The 19,221-nt window shown below is 62.0% G+C and carries 11 protein-coding genes; 5 read left to right on the forward strand and 6 right to left on the reverse strand.

The features are described from left to right. Positions 1-630: 630 nt before the first annotated feature. Entirely contained in the window at positions 631-1,557 is a 927-nt protein-coding gene (locus AC3IR9_RS10075; RefSeq protein ID WP_489295587.1) for a hypothetical protein, read from the reverse strand. A 192-nt stretch (positions 1,558-1,749) separates the two neighbouring features. Here AC3IR9_RS10075 and AC3IR9_RS10080 point away from each other — a divergent pair, with 192 nt between their 5' ends. From AC3IR9_RS10080 to AC3IR9_RS10090, 3 genes are all read left to right on the forward strand, one after another. After that, positions 1,750-1,902, forward strand: a complete 153-nt coding sequence (locus AC3IR9_RS10080) for a hypothetical protein (RefSeq protein ID WP_162292569.1) — start codon at positions 1,750-1,752, stop codon at positions 1,900-1,902. Positions 1,903-1,985: 83 nt separating this feature from the next. After that, entirely contained in the window at positions 1,986-2,687 is a 702-nt protein-coding gene (locus AC3IR9_RS10085) for a lasso peptide biosynthesis B2 protein (protein ID WP_489295588.1), read from the forward strand. An 81-nt stretch (positions 2,688-2,768) separates the two neighbouring features. Continuing rightward, a complete protein-coding gene (locus AC3IR9_RS10090; protein WP_489295589.1) occupies positions 2,769-4,541 on the forward strand; it encodes an asparagine synthase-related protein in 1,773 nt (590 codons plus the stop codon). On the opposite strand, the gene AC3IR9_RS10095 is transcribed toward AC3IR9_RS10090, so the two are convergent. From AC3IR9_RS10095 to AC3IR9_RS10110, 4 genes are read right to left on the reverse strand one after another with little or no spacing between them, the layout of a single operon-like run. Beyond that, positions 4,538-5,248, reverse strand: coding sequence for an ABC transporter ATP-binding protein (locus AC3IR9_RS10095; protein ID WP_489295590.1), 711 nt, complete (start codon positions 5,246-5,248; stop codon positions 4,538-4,540). The genes AC3IR9_RS10090 and AC3IR9_RS10095 overlap by 4 nt on opposite strands. Positions 5,249-5,260: 12 nt before the next feature. Further along, positions 5,261-6,613 carry an ABC transporter permease subunit gene (locus AC3IR9_RS10100; RefSeq protein ID WP_489295591.1) on the reverse strand — a complete coding sequence of 451 codons (1,353 nt, stop codon included), beginning with the start codon at positions 6,611-6,613 and terminating at the stop codon, positions 5,261-5,263. Continuing rightward, positions 6,610-8,073, reverse strand: a complete 1,464-nt coding sequence (locus AC3IR9_RS10105) for a DUF3526 domain-containing protein (protein ID WP_489295592.1) — start codon at positions 8,071-8,073, stop codon at positions 6,610-6,612. Before AC3IR9_RS10105 ends, AC3IR9_RS10100 begins: the two co-directional genes overlap by 4 nt. A 10-nt stretch (positions 8,074-8,083) precedes the next feature. After that, complete coding sequence (locus AC3IR9_RS10110; protein ID WP_489295593.1) at positions 8,084-10,468, reverse strand: TonB-dependent receptor plug domain-containing protein; 2,385 nt, start codon at positions 10,466-10,468, stop codon at positions 8,084-8,086. A gap of 172 nt (positions 10,469-10,640) precedes the next feature. On the opposite strand from AC3IR9_RS10110, the gene AC3IR9_RS10115 reads away from it, so the two are divergent. Next, positions 10,641-12,347 (forward strand): ABC transporter ATP-binding protein, encoded by a 1,707-nt coding sequence (locus AC3IR9_RS10115; protein WP_489295594.1) that lies wholly within the window; start codon positions 10,641-10,643, stop codon positions 12,345-12,347. Between the two features lie 1,294 nt (positions 12,348-13,641). On the opposite strand, the gene AC3IR9_RS10120 is transcribed toward AC3IR9_RS10115, so the two are convergent. After that, entirely contained in the window at positions 13,642-14,862 is a 1,221-nt protein-coding gene (locus tag AC3IR9_RS10120) for an ISL3 family transposase (protein ID WP_489291085.1), read from the reverse strand. Between the two features lie 272 nt (positions 14,863-15,134). Between AC3IR9_RS10120 and AC3IR9_RS10125 the strand changes: the two genes are divergently transcribed. After that, a complete protein-coding gene (locus tag AC3IR9_RS10125) occupies positions 15,135-19,220 on the forward strand; it encodes an RHS repeat domain-containing protein (protein WP_489295595.1) in 4,086 nt (1,361 codons plus the stop codon). Position 19,221: the final 1 nt, after the last annotated feature.

Below are 19,221 nucleotides of genomic sequence, written 5' to 3' on the forward strand. Positions count from 1 at the left end.
GCCGGCGATACGCGTCGTCGCTATGCCTATCGCTCTAACCCAGGCGCCGCCCAGCGCTGCATCGATGAGTATGGTCAAGTCGGCTTGCTATACCTGGGCGAGTGGCACACCCATCTCGAGACGTCTCCGAACGCATCGACGACCGATGTGGAGGCGATGAGGCGCCTGCGGTCGCCTCGCAGACGCGGGTGAGCACGCTGCTCATGCTGATCCAAGGAAGAGCCCAGGGTGTCGACGGGCTAGCGCTGTGCTCATTCGATGATGATGGGGTCGCCCGGTGGCAGATTGCACAGGGAGTGCATCGGGAGAACGTACGGTAACGGCACATGGTGTTCGCGCTGCGCCGCGGCCAGGATCTGGTCCACGGCGGCGGCCGCTTCTGCAGACAGTCGCGCGCAATCGGGTGGGTGGAGAGCCGATCAACGGTCAAGGAAGGGATGATCCGCGTTCTCGGCGCGCGCCAAACTTCAACGTGTCGATAAGCGTGCCTTATCGTGGGAGCGCTGATATTCGCGATTCTCTCGAGACTGAGGCTGGTGATGCAGACCATCCGCTGGTTGACGCCCATCTTGGCAGGGGCATCAACTCCGCTTCTAACCGCATGGATTCTTTGAGCTGGACCGGTAATCGCTAGAAAGAGGGCACCGTGATCCTCTGTAAATCCAGCTTGGCCCTAAGCGCATAGTGTTTGCGGGTGACCGGCACGATGCAGGTCAGGCTCGGATCGAAGTAATCCTTGAACATCGGCGGTCGCGAAGCGCCCAGATAGAACTGCCGATCCTGCTTGACCGCAGCTGGCAACAACACGTCGGACAGATCGCTGTCCGACGCATCGGTCACCAGGCAGGGCGCATGGCGGAAGCCGAGCCTGCGCAGCAGGTACAGTCGATGTGATCCATTGGTCAGGATGATCCGGCGGCCAACGCGTGTGGCACTGATCAGGTTGTCGCTGAAACCGAGATAGATGACAAGGGCGTGGCTGGCCGCACCGAACGGCTCGTAATCGGCGATGGTACGAGGGTTGATCGTCGCCACGTCGAGGAACCGCAGGTCGTTGGACGCAGATGCGAAGGTGTAGCTGCCATCGGACTGGGTAAAGCGCACATCCGGATGCGCGTGGCGTCCACTTCGTGCCACCAGTTCCATGATCTCGAGTGCATCGGGTGACGCAGCAGTGGTCGCTGCAAGCTGATCGATGTGGCGCAGGTTGATGCATTCCTGGAACACCACCAGCCGGTCGATCTCCACCATCTGCCAACTGCGGGGCACCACGCTCGTCATGCGGTGCATCGAGGGCTGACGGAGGACCTGCTCGGCCAATGGCCGCATCTCTTCGGGCAGGGCGAGGACATCCATGGCATCGGCGTCATCTGCTTCGTCCTGATGAAGACGACGCACCAGGGCGCGTGCGTTCCGCCATTCCTCCACCAGCATCACTTCATCAAAGCTTCCAGGCGGGCAGCGCTCCCTGACGAAGCGGATGAACTTCGGCAGCGGAAACAGGCCCTTCAGCAGAAGGGTGGGATCAAGGCCATCGTCATTGATCTCGGTGGGCATCCATCTCGCTCTCTTGGGAGTCGCTGCAGCGACGCCCGATCACGGTCGGCCGTCACACCAAAATAATATGTTATATCGTAACATTTACATGCCTTGGCGGCAATCGTCCTGAAACACGCAGGGCGACGCTGACTTGGCCGCTATGCATCCACTGCATCGCGTGGGTGCATCCACTGACTAGAGGAGATGTTCATGAACGAACTGATTGAGCTGGGCGTAGTGGCTGGAGAGCAGAATCACGAAGACCAGGGTGAACTGATCGAGCTGGGCTCGGTGGTTTCCGAAACGAAGGCGCACAACCACGGCACGTTGTGGGATGGCGTCTTCCCGACCACCTCGCCCTGATCCATTGCACCCTGCATGACCTGCGGTGCATGCCCCCGCATGCACCGCTCTGATGCCTTTAGCAGCATGAGATCACGCTCGCGATGGACCAGCCTGAAGCCCCTTACTTCCTTTCGAAGCACGCACATGTCTGTGTGACCGGCGACGCGATGGTCATTCTTGACCAGGCCTCCGGCAGCTATCTCTCCATCGATCGGCGCGGGGCGGCGGGGCTTGGCGGGCTGGTGCAGGACTGGCCTCTGGCCAGCGATGGAGCGCCGAGGCCGAGGATGCTCCAGTCGCTGCTCGATCGGCGCCTGATCACGCAGGATCCGCTGCATGGCAAATCCGCAGCAAGCGCCGAAATCGCGTTGCCCCGGCACTGGGTGCGCGAGGGTGAGTCCCGAGGATGTCCGCCGATCACGGCCCGCGATGTGCGCCGCTTCCTGGCCTCGGTCACGCGCGCGGCCTGCAGCAGAACGTTCCTGCCTTTCAGCTATACGGTGTCGGCAGCGCGCAGGCGCGGCCAGGAAGCCACGCCGGGCGAGGTGGACCTGCGGCAGCTGGCCCTCCTGGTTCGGGTGTTCGATTGGTTGCGACCGATCGCCTTCAGGAAGACCGATGAGTGCTTCCTCTACTGCCTGGCCATGCGTGAGTTCCTGTCGCGGTACGGCATCGTTCCCGTGTGGGTGTTCGCGGTGCGGACCCAGCCGTTCGCAGCGCATTGCTGGCTGCAGCGCGGCGACCAGGTCCTGACCGACATCCCCTTCAACCTGCGCCGGATGACGCCCATCCTGGTGCTGTAACCGGCCTGAGGCATGTACCGATACATTGCTCTGTTCTGGAACGAACATTCCGAATCCGCTCGTGCGCAGGCTTTGCAGGCCATGAAACGAATCGAAGCGGGCCGCCCCGGAATCGCCTGCGTGATGAAGGGCAGCGGCGGCACCATCTATGCCCAGAGTGACAACCCCGGTTACTTCGAATACAGCCGGTCCGGCCCGCTGGTGGTACTCGGCAAGCTATTCCACAAGGTGTTCGCCGCCGATACCGTTCCCGCACAGGCATTTCCCGATACTGCATCGGCAGACGCCGCCTGCAGTACGCAGGGCAGGAGCCTTGTGGCGCAGTACTGGGGGCGCTACGTTGCCGTGGGCTACCAGCCGGATACCGCCAGCTGGTTCGTGCTGCGCGACCCGACGGCGGAGATACCGTGCTACATGACCACGGTCGATCAGTTGACGGTGATCTTTTCGAGCCTGGAAGACTGCCTGTTGCTGGGATTGGGTGACTTCAACGTCGACTGGTCGTTCCTTTCCTATTCGCTGCTGTTCCCGTTCCGTGACGGCCTGCAGACAGGCTTTGAAGAGGTCACCGCCCTCGAGGCGGGCGAGGCGGTGGAGATCCGCGATGGCCGGCCGATCGGGCGGCACTACCAATGGGATGTGGTGCGCCAGGCCAGTGAAGCGCCCATCGAAGATCTGGAGGAAGCCGTGCAGCTGGCACGTGCAACGCTGCTGGGCTGCATCGGTGCGCTGGCGAGCCAGCATCGTTGCATCCAGCTTCAGCTGTCCGGCGGGCTGGACTCCTCGATTGTCCTGGCCGGCCTGCTGCATGCGCCCTCCGCACCAGAGGTGAAGTGCGTGCATCACTACGATGCCAGCATTGGTGCCGATGAGCGCATGTTCGCGCGCATGGCCGTTGCCGGTGCCCGTGAGTCCTCCGGAAGAAGCTGCGAGTTCGTCGAGTACCAGCGGCAGCCGCACTGCTCGCTGGAAGAGATCATGGACTTCCCGCGAACTGCCCGGCCTGCGCATTGCTCAGGCTACCTGCTGCATCGACGCGACGTGGATTTCGACGCGGACACGGTGCAGTTCACCGGTGTCGGCGGTGATGCGGTCTTCCTGCGCTTCAAGGGCAATGCCGCTGCCATCGATTATGCGTGGCGACGTGGGATCGGCCGCGACTTCTTCCGTGTCGCGTTCGAAACCGCGCAGTCGGGCGATTCGCTTTACGGGGTATTCAAGGATGCCATCGTCCATGGCGTGTTGAAGAAGCCAGGCAGCATCAACGGCCGCTGGGGCAACCCGTGCGAATGGGTGAAGGTGGATGCTTCCGAACAGGATGGCATGCCGCCGGCCTGGCTGCGGCATGCGCGCGCACAGGGGCACAAGCTCTCACCGCACAAACTGGCGCACATCGGCCGGATGATCTTCCCGACCAGCGTGCTCGATCCCTTCGAGGGCGCAGGACGCTGGCACGGCGTATCGCCGATCAGCGCACAGCCTGTGGTGGAACTGTTCGCCCGCCTGCCGCTGCACCTGTTGATGGCCGGCGCTGAAGACCGGACGATCGCGCGTCGTGCATTGCAGGGACTGTTGCCGCAGGCGCTGCTCTCGCGCAAGGTGAAGTCCTACCTCGATGATCACTCGGTGGCCGTCACCCAGCGGCATCAGCAGTTCATCCGGGGCCTGCTGGTGGATGGCCTGCTGGCGCGGCGGGGCTACATCGACAGCGCATCGGCCGACGCGGGCATCCGCAGGGTCAGCCCGGATCACTCATCCCAGGTACTGGGTATCTTCGGCCCGCAGGTCAACATCGAAGCCTGGCTCAGGCGTTGGATGGGCCGGCTAGGCGTGCCTGAGGCCGGCGTGGCCTAGGTGCTCCGGCTCATTTCCTCAAGGTAGAGGTTCTCAAGATCATTGGCGGTAATCGTGCTGGCATCCAGCGTCCTGCGCAGCCTGCCGGCCTGCATCAGTCCGATGGTCGTCGCCACTTCGCGGGCACGGAACAGATCGTGGGTGGCCATCAGGATCGCCGTGCCGCGGTCGCGCTGGCGCACGATCAGCTCGTGGAACTCGGCCGAGGCGGTCGGGTCCAGGCCGGACGTCGGCTCATCGAGGAGCAGCGCCCTGGCTTCCTTGATGATGGCCAGCGCGATGCCCACCTTCTGGCGCATGCCCTTGGAGTAAAGGCCGACGCGCCGCCCGAATGCCTCGGGCGCCAGCCCGGCGGACCTGAGCGCGTCCTTCAGCCGTGCGGGCGAGTGCTGCTCCACCGCAGCCAGGCGCGCGAAGTAGTCCAGGTTCTCATAGCCGGTCAGTTCATCATACAGCGCCACGTTCTCCGGGATGTACAACAGGCGCCGGCGCACCTCCTGCGGCCGCTGCCAGGTACTGAGCCCATCAACCTCCGCGGATCCGGAGGTCGGCTTGAGGAAGCCCAGGAACAGCTTGATCGTGGTCGACTTGCCGGCCCCGTTGGCACCCAGCAGGCAGAAGATCTCGCCGGGGCGCACCGTGAAGCTCACATCATCCAGCGCCCGATGCGTGCCGTGTTCCTTGACCAGATGCGTTGCAGTCAGCATGTGTGATGTGCCTCAGGGGGTGGCCAGCCGACGCCGCATCGACCAGGCCGCGATCAGCAGAAGGAGGGTGGCAACGGCCAACGCGGCCAGGTCGATAAGTACGCCGCGTTGGAGGGCGCCCGCCGTTTCCTGGAATTTGAAACGGGGCAGGGCGTCGTACTCGGCCAGCGTCTGTGGCACGTCACGGTCCAGATAATCCTTGTGCAGCTGTCGACGTGCGTGCCAGTACGCGAGGACCTGCTGCTGGAACGCCAGCGCCCGATCGGCGTCGGATCCGGCGAGGCGGTCCAGTGCATCCTGCACCGCGACCGACGGCAGCAGCAGGCGCGCCCGGTCGAGTGCCTGGCGCCGCGCATCCTCAGCCTCTGCATGCGCGGCGATCAAGGGCGCGATGGCTTGGTCGGCCTGGAGCAGATCGGCATAGGCCACGCGGACGGCATCAGCAATGCGTGGCGACCGCGTGGCGGGGGGGGCTGCCGCGTGGCGCAGCTGCTGATGGCGGGCAGTGTCGGCCAGCTGCGCCTTCAGCCTGGTCGCCAGCTGCATCTGTGAGGGCGGTGGAACCATCAGGTTCACTGCTGCCAGGACCAGCGACGGGGCCATGACAACGATCAGCAGCCATAGTGCGCCAGCGGCAATCGCGGCCTCGGTTGTGCGCCGGGCGAAGCAGCCGATAAGCACCGCCAGCGCCAGCCAGAAGCTGCCGTAGGCGAGCACGATCAGAGCAAGCACGGCCAGGCCGGAAGGGCTTGTTGCGCCCGAGCCAGCGGCAACGGTAAGGATGATGGCCAGTGCAGGCAGCAGCACGATGGCGCCGCGGGCCGATGCCTTCACCGCGATCAGCCGTCCTGCCGCGATGGGCTGTGACAACACCAACGCTGTGATGCCGCGCTCGCGTTCGCGCGACCAAATGTCGAAGGTGGTCGCCAGGATGACCAATGGCAGCAGGAACACAATGACGAAGGCCAGGTCGAATCGGCCAGCGGCCTGCACGGCGGGATTGCCGATGTCAGACCACACATGTCTGAGCAGCTGGCTGCGGTCACCCAGCGCAACGACGTCGGCGGTATAGGGGTAGGCATCCGCCTGCCCAATCGACAGTGCCGCCATCGCGCCGGGCCGAAGCACCGGCTGGACGCGAGGCAGTACCGAGGGCGCCTTGCCAACGAACCCCCGGCTGCGGTCCCTCGCATCCTGCTCTTCCGCATTGATCAGGCCAATGGCTGCCTCGCGCTGCCCGACCCACGCACTGCCATTCCATGCCCCATAGGCCGCGAGCACCACCAGCAGGCCGAACAGCACCGGCAACGCCCGGTCACGCAGCAGGCGACGGATCTCATGCCCTGCGATCGACAGGCTGCTCATGGGGCACTCACGAGATGCCGCGCCGACGTGAACATCAGCACCAGGGCCAGCAGCACCCAGGCCAGCAGGATGGCGAAGTTCACCGACCGTGCCTCGGCGATGTGGCCCAGCGGCGGCTGTTGCGGGCTGTACGCCACGGAGCGGGTAAGGGTCGCAATATCGGCCAGATGCTTGCTGCCGTTCGCGGCCTTGTGCTGTTTCACTTCCAGGTTGAGTGCCTGGATCAGCCGGTAGCGATAGTCTTCGACCCCGCGCAGGAACGCCAGGTGCGCAGGGAAATCAGTGCGAGCCAGCCCCCGTGACGTAGCCTGCAGCGCGATGGTAGGGGACATCGCCGCGAAGGCACGCTGCGTGATCTCCTGCCGCCGGTAGGTGGCGTAGATACGTTCGAAGTGGCGGTTGTAGGTATCCGTGGAATTCGCCTCGGCGAACTCCAGCGCGACACCGCGGAAACTGATCGGAAGATCATCCACATCGTTCACCTGGTAACGCGCCAGCATCTCCTCTCTCAGCGCATCCAGCCGCTTGTCCGCCGGGTCGTGGCCATCAGCACCGTTCTCTGCGTCCTCGGTGACCGCCGCGCGGAACGCGGGTGCAGTAGGCGTGGGATCCAGCAATTCGGCCAGTGCGGGGGCCACCCGCGGCGCGAGCAGGGTGGCCACCACCCAGAAGCCGAGCAGCACCACCAGGGACGTACGTGCTGCGCTGAGGCGCGCCGAGACACCGATGGTGATGGCGCAGAACACCATGAGATAGAGCGCATACGCCGCGATCATCGCAACGAGCGCCATGATGTCGGCCGTGCCGAGGGTGCGTCCGGCCATACTTGGAAGACTGACCGCCAGCAGGGCGACCAACAGCAGCAGCGATGCCGTCGCCAGCGCGATCAGCCGTCCACCGATCAGTACCTGGGCCGATGCACCACTGCCGAGCTCCTGGCGGAGGGTTTCGCGGGCGACATCGCCGGAGAGGCTGGCGAATCCGGCAAGGATGATCAGCAGGGGCGCCCCGACCTGCAGTGCCCATGCTGCAGAGAAGCCATCGAACCGGCTGAGCGCGGCGCCGGCCTCGACGGGTCGGTGCCGGGCCGGGTTCTGCGCATGACCTTCAATGAACACCGAGGTGCCGACGAAATCAGTGATGCCCGGGTCGAGCGCCGCCAGCGGCCGCACCGGCGCGGGGATGGCGCGGCCGACGTGCGCGGCGGCATGCGGGTCGATCGTGCCCTGGCTGTCCCACAGCCCGGCCTCCTGCTCCGCTACGATCTGGCGCTCCTGTGCCTGCTGGGCCAGCCGTGCTGTACCCGTGGCAACCGACGCTCCCGCAAGCAGCAGCAGGGTCAGCGCAAGCCACAACAGACGCCGCTCGCGCCACATCAGTTTCAGCTGGGTCGCGGCAACGGCCAGCGTCTGGCGCAGGGCCGATGCGGGTCTGGAGAGGGCGCGAGAGGCATCGCTCATGGCGGGCGCCCTACCAGCGATGGGTCAATGTCATGGACAGGAAGCGGCCGAGCGCCGTTGCATTGGTCGGGTCGAAACCGGTGTTGATGCTGTTGACGATGAAGGGCGGATTCCTCTCGAACAGGTTCTGTACGTTGAAGGCCAGCGAGGTGCCCTGCCCAGCACCGGCAGAACCGCTGAAGTCATACCTGAGATTGAGGTCGACCGTCGTCCACGAGCTGACATGGGGGTCGATGCGGTTGGCCGGATCGCGATAGCTGTCCGCGTAGTTCACGAACAACCCGCCGGCGACCTGCCGGTGGCTTACGGCGAGGCCACCGCGCACCTTCAGGTCAACCGGGAAGTACACCGTGTTCACGGCATCGACCTCGGGCGCGGTGGTGGTCACGCGGCGCTTGGAATCAATGATGTACTGGCCGGCAAGGTTGAATGCGATGCGGGTCTGGCCGGCGTCGAAATCGTAGGAGCTACTGAAATCGACACCGCGCTGCGAAGTAGATGCGTTGTTGCGGAAGCGGTTGTCGAGGATGACCTGGCTGCCGGTCTCATCAGTTCCGGGAGGCAGGGCGTATGGACCCACCCGCGATACGAACAGGCCCAGACCGGAGGCGCCGAGCTGGCGCGCCTGCTGGATCTGCTGCGGGGTCGGATTGACGGTCAGCAGGTCTGCATAGGGGGCGGTGGACTGAAGGAACAGCGACGGGAAGCTGCCGCCGAAGCCGCTGCCGATCCGGTCGGCATAGTCGATGTGATAGTAGTTCGCGTCGATCTTGAGCCCGGGCAGGGACGGGGGCGCAAACGAGAATCCGCCGGTCCAGGTCTTGGCGCGTTCAGGCCCCAGGTCCGGGTTGCCGTTGGAGAGCATCATCAGCACCGTGCTTCCGTTGGCCGCGCTCGGATTGGGCGCCTTGGCCACCACCACTGTGTTGTTCAGCTGCATGTCCTGGTAGACCGGCGCCCGGTAGGAGCGGCCGTAGCTGGTGCGGAATGAAAGTCCTTCTGCCGCTTCCCACAGCAGGCCGAGCTTGGGATTGAGGGTGGAACCGAAATCGCTGTAGTCATCGTAGCGTGCGGCCGCGGTCAGCGAAAGGCGGCGAACAGCAGGCTTGTCCGCCAGCAGCGGAATGTTGAGCTCAGCGAAGGCGGAACGGATCGTGCGCTGCAGGTCCAGCGGCTTCTCAAGCCCACGGTGGTCGCGCAGTTCATAGCCATCGTGGCGGTAGGCGGCACCGAATGCCGCGCGTACGCCGCCGGCCGGAAGATTGAACAGCTCGCCATCGGCGATCACTTCCAGGTAACGCGATTCGGAATTCGTGTCCGTCGGTGGTGCGGTGCTGACCGAGCTTCCGGTGATGGTGGTTCTCTCGTAGGAGACGTCGCTCCTGCCGAATCCGGAATTCAGCCGGGCCTGCCACTGGCGCGGAAGCTCGAGGGTAAGGCCGGCGAACACATCGAACTGCCGCGTGTGCGGGAACAGGCGGGTCTCGTCGGCGGTCCCGGAAATGGTGGTGTCCATCTCGCGCTTGGCAAAGGAGCCGGTCAGGTTGAGCGTCAGCACATCACTGAGCTCCTGCACGCCGTCCAGATACAGGCTGTGCCGCTTCGAGCCGGGATAGATGTCGTACGGCCTGACCGTAACGTTCCTGGAAAAATCCTTGTCGACTGCCGCAAGGTTGGCCTGTTTCAGGAACTCGTAGCTGGCCATCAGATGGCCGCCATCCCATGACCATCCGGCCGACTGTGATGCCTGGTATTCGTCCATGTTGCCGGTGGTGACGCTGCCATAGCGCAAGGACGTCTCGTAGCCAGTGAAATCGCGGCGCAGGACGATGTTGACCACACCGCCGACGGCGTCGGTGCCGTAGATGGCCGAGGCGCCATCGGTGAGGATTTCCAGGCGCTCGATGGCACTCAGCGGAATCAGCGAGATGTCGACGTACTGATAGCGGTTCGAGGAGGTCACACGGTGGCCGTTGATCAGCGTCAGCGTGGTGCCTGTGCCGAGGCCACGCAGGTTGATGGCAGTGCCCTGGCCGAAATTGTTGCCGGTATCGCGGTCGACGCCGAGGTTGCCAACATTGGCGCCGTTGGCGCCGCCACCGAAGTTCTGCGGCAGCTTCTCGAAGAGCTGCTGCAACGAGGCCACCCCGGTTCGATCGATGGCCTCCCTGTCGATCACGATGACCGGGGAGGCGCCGCTGCCGATGGCATCGCGGATATTGCTGCCAACGACCATCACCTTGTCCAGCGTGGTGGTATCGGATCGCCGGTCGCCCTGAGCAGGGCTGCGGGAACTACTGGCATCCTGCGCCATCGCCGACGCGTTGAGCTGCAGTGCGGCGGCCAGGCTGGCGACCACCAGTGCCGCCGGCCTGGCGGTGGATGCGTTGTTCATGCCCCGGTCCATCGATCTCATCGGATGTTGGTCTGCGGCACGAGCCGTCGCGCCTTCAATAGCAATGTTATATCATAGCATTATGGGTGCGCGATGGCCTCCTGCTGCACCAGGAGGCGAGGGCAGGCGCACCGCACACAGGAGCCACTGCACCGATGCCGGACCGACGCTGATGAAAATGTTCGCCCTGCCGCCGCCGGTCACCGAGATCCTCGCTGCGTACTGGAAGGCGGACCGCAGGCTGCTGCTGCTGATCGCCGCCATCGTCGTGCTTTCCAGTCTGGCCACGGTGGCGGCGCCGTATCTGTTCTCGCGCCTGATCGACCGCATCAGCGCGGAGGGCATCCGTGAACTGGCGGGATGGTTCTTGCTCTACGCGGTGGTGCTCGGCGCCGGCAGCGTCCTGCAGAACACCGTGCAGTACCTGTCATTCCTCAGTGGCGAGAACCTTGGTTTCATCACCAGCACCCGCTACTTCGCGCGCCTGGTGAAGAAGACCCACAGCTTCTTCCTGGATTACAACGCAGCAGAACTGCAGGCCGCCGGGGAAAAGGGACGCAACGCCCTGAAGATCGTGGTCCAGCTCGGCCTGGTCGTGTTCATTCCCAGCGCACTACAGATTCTGCTGACCTTGGTGACGCTGGGCGCGCTGATCAACCTGCAGGTAGTGGCGATCGTGCTGGGCTACGGTTCTGTTGCCGTCACGCTCTCGGCCATCGCAACCCGCCGTGCGCGGATCCATCGTGAGGCGGCGGTCGAGGCGGGCCAGCAGAATGCGCGCTTCGTCGGCAACGCGATGAACGCGATGGAGACGTTGCGGCAGTTCGGTGGCAGCGCGTGGATGATCCAGCGCTTTGAGCAGAAGGCCCAGGAGGTCCGCGACAGCTGGCGCGCTTACGTGCTGCAGCGGATCGGTTTCATCGCGCTGCTGGGCATCGGCCTGGCGGCCGAGTTCATCGTCACCTTCGCACTGCTGATCCCTCGCTATCAGAGCGGCGACCTTAGCGTCGGCGATATCGTGCTGTTCAACTTGCTGTTGCTACAGCTCAACATGCCCTTTGAAATGATCGCGCGCTCGATCGATGACGTCGCCCGTTCGTGGACCTTACTGACGCCGCTGTCGGCGCTGTGGGCGGCACCCGAAGAACGGCAGGCCGCGAATGCCGGCCGATTCCATGGAGAATGCGCCCGGATCGAGTTCCAGCATGTCAGCCATCGCTACGGCAATGGCCGCGGTGTCCGCGATGCGTCCTTCCATGCAGAGCGCGGCGGCATCAACTTCCTGATGGGGGAGACCGGGGCAGGGAAGTCGACGCTGTTCAACCTGGCACTGAAGTCGATCGAGCCCCAGGCAGGTCGCATCCTAGTTGATGGCACTGACCTGGCCCGCATTGACCGTGCCGCGTGGCACGCCGCCGTCGCCGTCGTTCCCCAGGATGTGATCCTGCTCAACGAGAGCTTGGCCGACAACATCCTGCTGGGGCGCCCGCGTGACGACGCCCGGTTGCGCCACGCCACCCACAAGGCGTCGATCCTGGCATTGATCGACTCGCTTCCCGAAGGCTTTGAGACCACGGTGGGCGAGCGCGGCCTCAAACTTTCCGGCGGCGAACGGCAACGCATAGCCATCGCGCGTGCACTTTATGGAGAACCCGCGATCTTGTTCCTGGATGAAGCCAGCTCGGCACTGGATGAGGTGACCGAACGAGAAATCATTGCTCACATCCGCGAACTGGCCGAGGAGGTGACTGTACTGGCCATCACACATCGATGGAGCGTCGTGACCGCCACCGACCATGTCATCCATCTCGCGAGCGATCGAACTCACGTTTCGTCACGGGGGCAGAGCTGCGCGAATGCAGCCTCCAATCTCAAATGACTCTCAATGCAGTTGCGTAAAAGTACTCTCTCGGATCGCCATTGGCACGCTGCTGTCCTCTCCAAAGCGGCGCAAGCGCAGTGAGCATGAGTTTGGCGCTGCCACGGCGGGCATCTACCAGAGTACGTGGAAGCCTTCAACATGGCATTGCTGGCTGGGACGGCATAGGCCAGCATCGCCCATCTGCAAATCAATCGACTGCTGCCATTGGAAATGAGTGATCGCAGCGCGTCGGAAGTATGTATCTACCGCTTGGCGCGTGCTGTGTCGATGGTACGCGCGCGGTGGCGTCCACCGCGCCGGGCTTGGATCCAGCAATTGTGGTTGTGCGCAGCGCTGTGCCCGGCGCTGCCATTGGTGAATCCGGCAACACCGGGCAGGAGGTACTGATGCATCTGCAGATGCGGCGCAGTCCAAGTTGATGACCGGGGCAGGCGCGATGTATCGCTGACAGGCGGCGTGACGCGTACTGGCTGCCTCGGCGGGCGGCTCTACGAATTCACCATCGTCATCCGTCATCGCAACAGCACAGGCGCTCCTGTTCTCCTCAATGGTGAATGTACGGAAGAGAGACAGCAATTGGGTAACAGTTTTCGGGCGGCGCTCCCTTTGGAATCTCCACTTTCACTCCTCAGAGCTTCGGAGCTTCCAGCACGGCGCATGGGCCGTGGCACAAGTTGAGTTGGCCTGATCGCATCAATTGCGAACGCGTCGCATTTGCAATAACATAAAGACTACAGCGTCTGGGTCCCGCCATCGTCCTCTAGAGGACGATGGCGGAAGTGCAAGGTGGTTTGATTGCTGATTGCATCAAAGCGAGCACTTCCGCCATCTGAGCGCGCTTGCAAATTAAACGGATAAGGACGAAGGGATGCGATTAGATTCAACGAAGAGCAAATTTCGTTTTATGGCAGCGTGCATCAGCGCACTTTTTCTGGCCACTATGCTGTCAGGCGTTGTACAGGCGCAGCAGGGCATTCAGCCATACCAGGAGTATGACAAGAAGCTGCGCTCCACAGAGGTGGTGGATGCTCTGACGTCGGATCTTTTTGGCGATTCGGTCAACCCGTCAGATCAAAGTGCCTTCTTTGCACAGACCGATATTGATCTGCCCGGCAACAACGCATTGCCCGTGGCACTGACTCGTCGACTATCGGTGCGGCCCGTTACAGCCAATGTGGCTTCACCGGAGGCCTATGGAGGGGCCGCCGACTGGAACATTGACGTGCCCTACATTTCCGGTGTGTTCGACACAGCCTATGGTTGGACGTATAACCATCAGGCAAAAAAAGGTTCATCGCGGAATACCGGGGAACGCTGCACGGATTTTCAGGAAGAAGTACTCCTGATCCCGATAGCCGTAGGCCCGGCGTTTGATGACCTTGATGGTGTTGTTGATGCCTTCGACGATGCTGGTATTGAGGCGGTGTCGGCAACGCGACACGATCCCATGCAGATAGGCTTTGAGCCGTTGTGCAAACAGCGCCAAGGCGGCGATTCCGCTGCGCTGGGCCTGCTCCAGCCACTGGTTCCAAGCCTTCCTGGCCCATCCGGGATGGCGGTAAAACCACAGTCGCTTGAGCTCATCACGCATCAGATAGGTGGTGAGGAGCGGTTGATTTGCTTCCAGCAGCTCATCCAGCCGCACCGTCTGATGCCGGTCCAGGTTGCTGCGATTGCGCAGTAGCAGCCATCGGCTGGATTTGATGACACGGCGCGCAGGCTTGTCGTGCCGGAGCTTGTTGGCCTGGTCCACGCGAACCCGGTCGATCACTTCGCGACCGTACTTGGCCACCACATGGAACAAGTCGAAGACGATCTCGGCATTGGGACAGTTGGCCCGGATCTCCACTTCATAGGCCGTCGTCATGTCGATCGCCACGGCGCGCAATTGCTCGGAAACGCCCGGGGGAAGCTGCTCAAAAAAGGCACGCGCCGTATCGCGGGAGCGCCCGTTGCCCAGCCAAAGTACCTGGCGACTGATCGGATCCACCACGACCGTTGCATAGCGGTGACCCTTGTGCAGCGCAAATTCGTCCATCGCCAGGTAGTGGATCTGGCTCCAGTCCGGGGCTTGGACAGACTCACGCAACAAGGCTTTATCCAGTGCCTTGACCGTATGCCAGCCCAACTGGAAAAAGCGTGCCACGGCCAGGATATTGCTGGATACCAGCAACTGGCTGACCGCTTCGGCCAGCCGGTCAGTGACCCGCTGGTAGCGGCCAAGCCAGCTCAACTTCTCCAGGCGCGGCCCAGCGCACTGGGGGCACCAGACGCGCCGTCGCGGCACCACCAGCGCAACGCGCAATGCCATCAGGGGCAGATCGCGTACCCGGCGCACCGTCGTCTCGTGCACTTGCCGGCATCGGCTCCCGCAGTGCTCGCAATGCATCGTGCGGGCCGTGGGTTTGAGGTAGATAGTGACGGTCCGGCTGTCGCCTTCCGGCCAGGCGATCCGCTCCACCCGGTAGCCTTCCCAGCCACCCAGCCTCTCAATCGTCTTCCGATCCAGCATGACCTGACCCCTGAGGCCCTGATTTCAGGCTTCAAGGGTAACGGGAGCCGGCAAAAGCTCCACGCTATTCCGCGATGAACCCAAAAAAAGCCCCGCGCTGTAGTGCTCAATTCATTCCCCGTGCCGATCCCCCCATGCGGCTTGGGGACATCTGGTCGGGCTATATCGTCAATCTCCCTGGGCAGGGGCCACGCTCGTTGGTGGCCAACCCAGTGCCGAGTTTGAGGCCGGCAAGCCGCCAAGGTTCGGCCTGGAGTTGGTCGACAAACGCGATGGACGCCATCAGCTGCACGCCGATGGTCGCTGGCTTGGATGGTGAAGGCTTTGTTCTTCAGACCATATCGGGAATCAAGTACACGTTCAATGTTGCCACCACTCGATTCGCAGGCAATATGAGCGCCGCTGACGCTACCAAATCACGCACCGAGATCTATTTGTTGGCCAGTCGGATCGAGGATCGTCACGGCAATACAGTCGAATTCACCTATGACGGTGACGGTCATCCAGTTCGCATATATTCGAGCGACGGCCGGGTCATCACCCTGGCTTACGCCGGCGGTCGACTGCAGACTGCGTCGGCCAACGGTCGCACTTGGAATTACAGTTATACCTCCCGCGCGTTGCAGTCGGTCACCCAGCCGGACGGTGCACGATGGGAAATCAACCATCTCACCGATCTTGAAGTGCCGTTCAAAATTTGGCCAACAAATCCATTCCTTGGGTGCGACGAACCTCCGCTGCACAATAAGATCTACACTTTGCGCATGACGCATCCATCCGGCGCAGTGGGCACATTTGAGTTCCGATATGCGCGCCACTATCGGTCGGGTGTTCCGACAACCCAATGCATAACCGACGAAGAGGACGGCGTCCTATACAACCGACTGCTCGTCTCGCACTATTTCGATATCTTCCGCATGCAGCGCAAGAGCATCGAGGGGCCGGGCGTAGCGCCGATAAGCTGGGTATATGGAGGTGAGAGTGCCCGCCAGAACCTCTGGAGCGGTACGGGTCCCTACTGCACAACCTGTACGCAGCACAGAACCATGACAATCACCAATCCTGATGGTAGCCGGCTAGAAGAGGACTATGGAATCGCGTTCAGGCTTAACGAAGGAAGACTGCTGGCCCGGAGAACTGTTGCGGCTTCGGGCACTGTACTCGACTCAGAGGTTCTGACATATGTTGCCGATGACCAGATGCCGTCGATGCTCTTTCCTGACAAGTATGGCGCAGCCATGGGCGCGAACGACATCAGCTCGTCACTGATCAGGCCGTTGCAACGTCGTGAGAGGACACGTGATGGCGTGACGATGCGTTGGCAAGCCACTACCTTCGATGGCTACGGTCGACCCGCAGGCGTGATCCGAAGCAGTTCGCAGGGCGCAAGTCGTTCGGACACCACCAGCTACTACAACGACACCAGCGCCTGGATCCTTGGTCAAGTGTCCAGTCGGACCAATGACACCACAGGCCTGATTGAAGTCCAGACCACCTTCAATGCGAAGGCTCTGCCCATCGAGCAGCGGCGATTCGGCAAATCTCTGCAGACGCTTGCCTACCATGCCGACGGCAACGTTGCCAGCATCGCTGATGGCCGCGGCAACACTACATTGCTCAGCAACTGGAAGCGGGGTATTCCGCAGTCGATCGCCTTTGCTGATGGCACGTCGATTTCGGCGAGCGTCGATGACAATGGCTGGATTCGCTCTGAGACAAATGAGTTGGGTTACCAAGCGAGCTATGACTACGACGCAATGGGCCGGCAGACACTGAAGACGTTTGCGGAAGGTGACAGCGTAGCGTGGAACCCGACAATCCAGGTATTTGAACGTGTGAACTCTGCTGAGCATGGCCTCGGGGCAGGTCACTGGCGCCTCACAACCAACACTGGAAGTCGGAACTCAGTGATATGGTTTGACGCGATGTGGCGACCAGCGCTGGCCCGAGAGCAGGATGCCAGCAATCCTTCGGTGACTCAGCGCTACCAGCGATTCGTCTACGATCATGCCGGTCGTACGATCTTTCAGTCCTACCCCGCGTCATCCAGCACCGCAAGCACAGGGAGGTGGCAGGAATTTGATGCGCTGGGACGGATCACCTCCAGTTCTTCTGACAGCGAGCTGGGCCTGCTGACGTCGGTCACCGACTATCTTCCAGACATGCGCGTCAGAACTACCGATGCCAGCGGCAGGTCGACCATTGCCCGCTACCTCGCGTATGACCTGCCGGACTATGACATGCCGGTCGCAATCGAACATCCCGGCGGTGCGTTCACTGACATCGGTCGCGATGTATTCGGGAAAATTACGTCTATCAGGCGGCGCAATGCGAATGGAAGTCAGTCGCTCACCCGTTCCTATGTTTACAACCCTCAGCAGGAACTATGCAAAATCGTGGAACCGGAGACAGCGGCAACAGTGTTGGCATACGACAACGCAGGGAATGTTGCCTGGTCGGCCGCAGGAGTAGCGCAGGTAGCCACCACCAGTTGCGATGCAGCCGCTGCGCATGCATCGGGACGTCGCGTGGATCGCACCTACGATGCAAGGAATCGCCTGAAGCAACTACTATTCGTTGATGGCAGCGGTGACCAGTCGTGGCAATACAACGGTGCAGGCCTTCCCAGCCAGGTCACTACAAGCAATCCAGCTGGAAGGACTGTCATCAACAGCTATACCTACAGCAAGCGAGGGCTTGTCACCGGGGAGACACTTCAGCAGCCAGGCACTGCGAGCTGGACGATGGGGTACGGCTACGATGGCAATGGATCGCTAGCAAGCATCCAATATCCCAGTGGCCTGCAGCTGACATTTGCGCCGAATGCGTTGGGTCAACCTACCCGCGCCGGTACGTATGCTACCAATGTCATCTACCATCCAAATGGTGCAATAAGCGGATTCACTTACGGAAATGGTATCGCGCACAGCGGAGCGCTGAACAGTCGGGCGCTCCCGGCCGGCTCGATAGATGTGGGCGTTCTCAACAGCAGCTTTGCCTACGACAGGAGTGGGAACGTCGCGAGCATTACCAACGCCATTGAACCGATCAAATCCGTGAATATGCAGTACGACGCACTGGATCGTCTCACGCAAGCGACATCGGGCGCATTTGGCGGAGATTCTGTCTATCACTATACGTACGACGTGCTGGACAACCTGCGCAGCGCGAAGCTCGGCGGAGTCAAGGAGCTCAACTATTGGTATGACGCCAGCAATCGGCTTACCAACGTCAATCGAGACGATGGCAGCACCATCATTGGATTGAGCTACGACGTTCAGGGGAACTTGGCGAGAAAGAACGGCGAGTACTTCCGCTTCGATCTTGGGAACCGCCTCCGTGATGTGGGCAGTCGCGAGACCTACGCTTACGACGCTCATGGTCGCCGCGTGGGCAGCTACAGCAGCGTTGAAGGCGACATTCTCTCTTTTTACGGCTATGACGGCGTTTTACGTCGTCAGCAGAACAAGCGGACGATGAAGGACGTCGAGTACCTCAGTTTGGGCGGAAGATTGATTGCCCAGGTTGAAGAGAGTATGGGTGTTGCCGTGCCTCAGCTTTCAGGGCCAGATACAGTGAGCACAGGCAGCTATACGATGTTGTGGAGTGCTATCACTCAAGCTTCAAGATATGAACTCCGCATGTCCTCCAACGCCGGGCTGACTTGGAGCATCCTATACACGGGAGGCGCCATTTCCCACTCACTCACTGGTGTTTCGAAAGGCATAAGGCAGTATCAAGTGCGGGCCTGCAACACCAACGAATGCAGCACCTGGAGTGCCTCCACCACCGTGCGCCATCTTCCAATCCCCGTTCCGACTGCAGCGCCAGTGCTTTCAGGACCTGCTGAATCATTCGGCAGCTATGAGTTCCGCTGGACCGGGGTGGCTGATGCAACATCGTACCGCTTTCAGGAGCTGGTTCAGGGCGGGGATTGGGTGTTGATCTCTGATCTGGCAACAACCTCCCACTCATTCGGTGGGCGCCCAGTGAGCCACTATCAGTATCGTGTCAGCGGTTGCAGCGAAGGCGGATGTGGTCCATGGAGCGCGATCGCAGCTCACGATGTGCGCTCGGCGACACCGTCGCTTCCAGCCAATGTGATTATTCGCAACAAAGGTCCGAGCTGGATCATTGGCTCGGACGTGTCGTGGTCTGCGTCAACTGGCGCCACCTACTATGAAGTCAAGGATCATTTTCCACCATTTGAAGGGACGCATGAGAGAACCAGAATCTATAACGTCGGACCTGCGCTGAGTTGGTCCTGGAGCGGGACCATGGTTGCCGACCTGTATGTAAGGGCCTGCAATGAGTTGGCCTGCTCAGATTGGGTCTACGCGATTCTGGGGGAACGCTGAC

This window comes from Stenotrophomonas sp. GL_101 (genome assembly GCF_057835675.1).

Bases quoted from the DNA above. Each gene is read 5' to 3' on its own strand.
- AC3IR9_RS10095 (WP_489295590.1), bottom strand. From the start codon at position 5,248: ATGCTGACTGCAACGCATCTGGTCAAGGAACACGGCACGCATCGGGCG.
- AC3IR9_RS10105 (WP_489295592.1), bottom strand. From the start codon at position 8,073: ATGAGCGATGCCTCTCGCGCCCTCTCCAGACCCGCATCGGCCCTGCGC.
- AC3IR9_RS10100 (WP_489295591.1), bottom strand. From the start codon at position 6,613: ATGAGCAGCCTGTCGATCGCAGGGCATGAGATCCGTCGCCTGCTGCGT.
- AC3IR9_RS10075 (WP_489295587.1), bottom strand. From the start codon at position 1,557: ATGCCCACCGAGATCAATGACGATGGCCTTGATCCCACCCTTCTGCTG.
- AC3IR9_RS10115 (WP_489295594.1), top strand. From the start codon at position 10,641: ATGAAAATGTTCGCCCTGCCGCCGCCGGTCACCGAGATCCTCGCTGCG.
- AC3IR9_RS10120 (WP_489291085.1), bottom strand. From the start codon at position 14,862: ATGCTGGATCGGAAGACGATTGAGAGGCTGGGTGGCTGGGAAGGCTAC.
- AC3IR9_RS10085 (WP_489295588.1), top strand. From the start codon at position 1,986: ATGGACCAGCCTGAAGCCCCTTACTTCCTTTCGAAGCACGCACATGTC.
- AC3IR9_RS10080 (WP_162292569.1), top strand. From the start codon at position 1,750: ATGAACGAACTGATTGAGCTGGGCGTAGTGGCTGGAGAGCAGAATCAC.
- AC3IR9_RS10125 (WP_489295595.1), top strand. From the start codon at position 15,135: ATGGACGCCATCAGCTGCACGCCGATGGTCGCTGGCTTGGATGGTGAA.
- AC3IR9_RS10110 (WP_489295593.1), bottom strand. From the start codon at position 10,468: ATGAACAACGCATCCACCGCCAGGCCGGCGGCACTGGTGGTCGCCAGC.
- AC3IR9_RS10090 (WP_489295589.1), top strand. From the start codon at position 2,769: ATGAAACGAATCGAAGCGGGCCGCCCCGGAATCGCCTGCGTGATGAAG.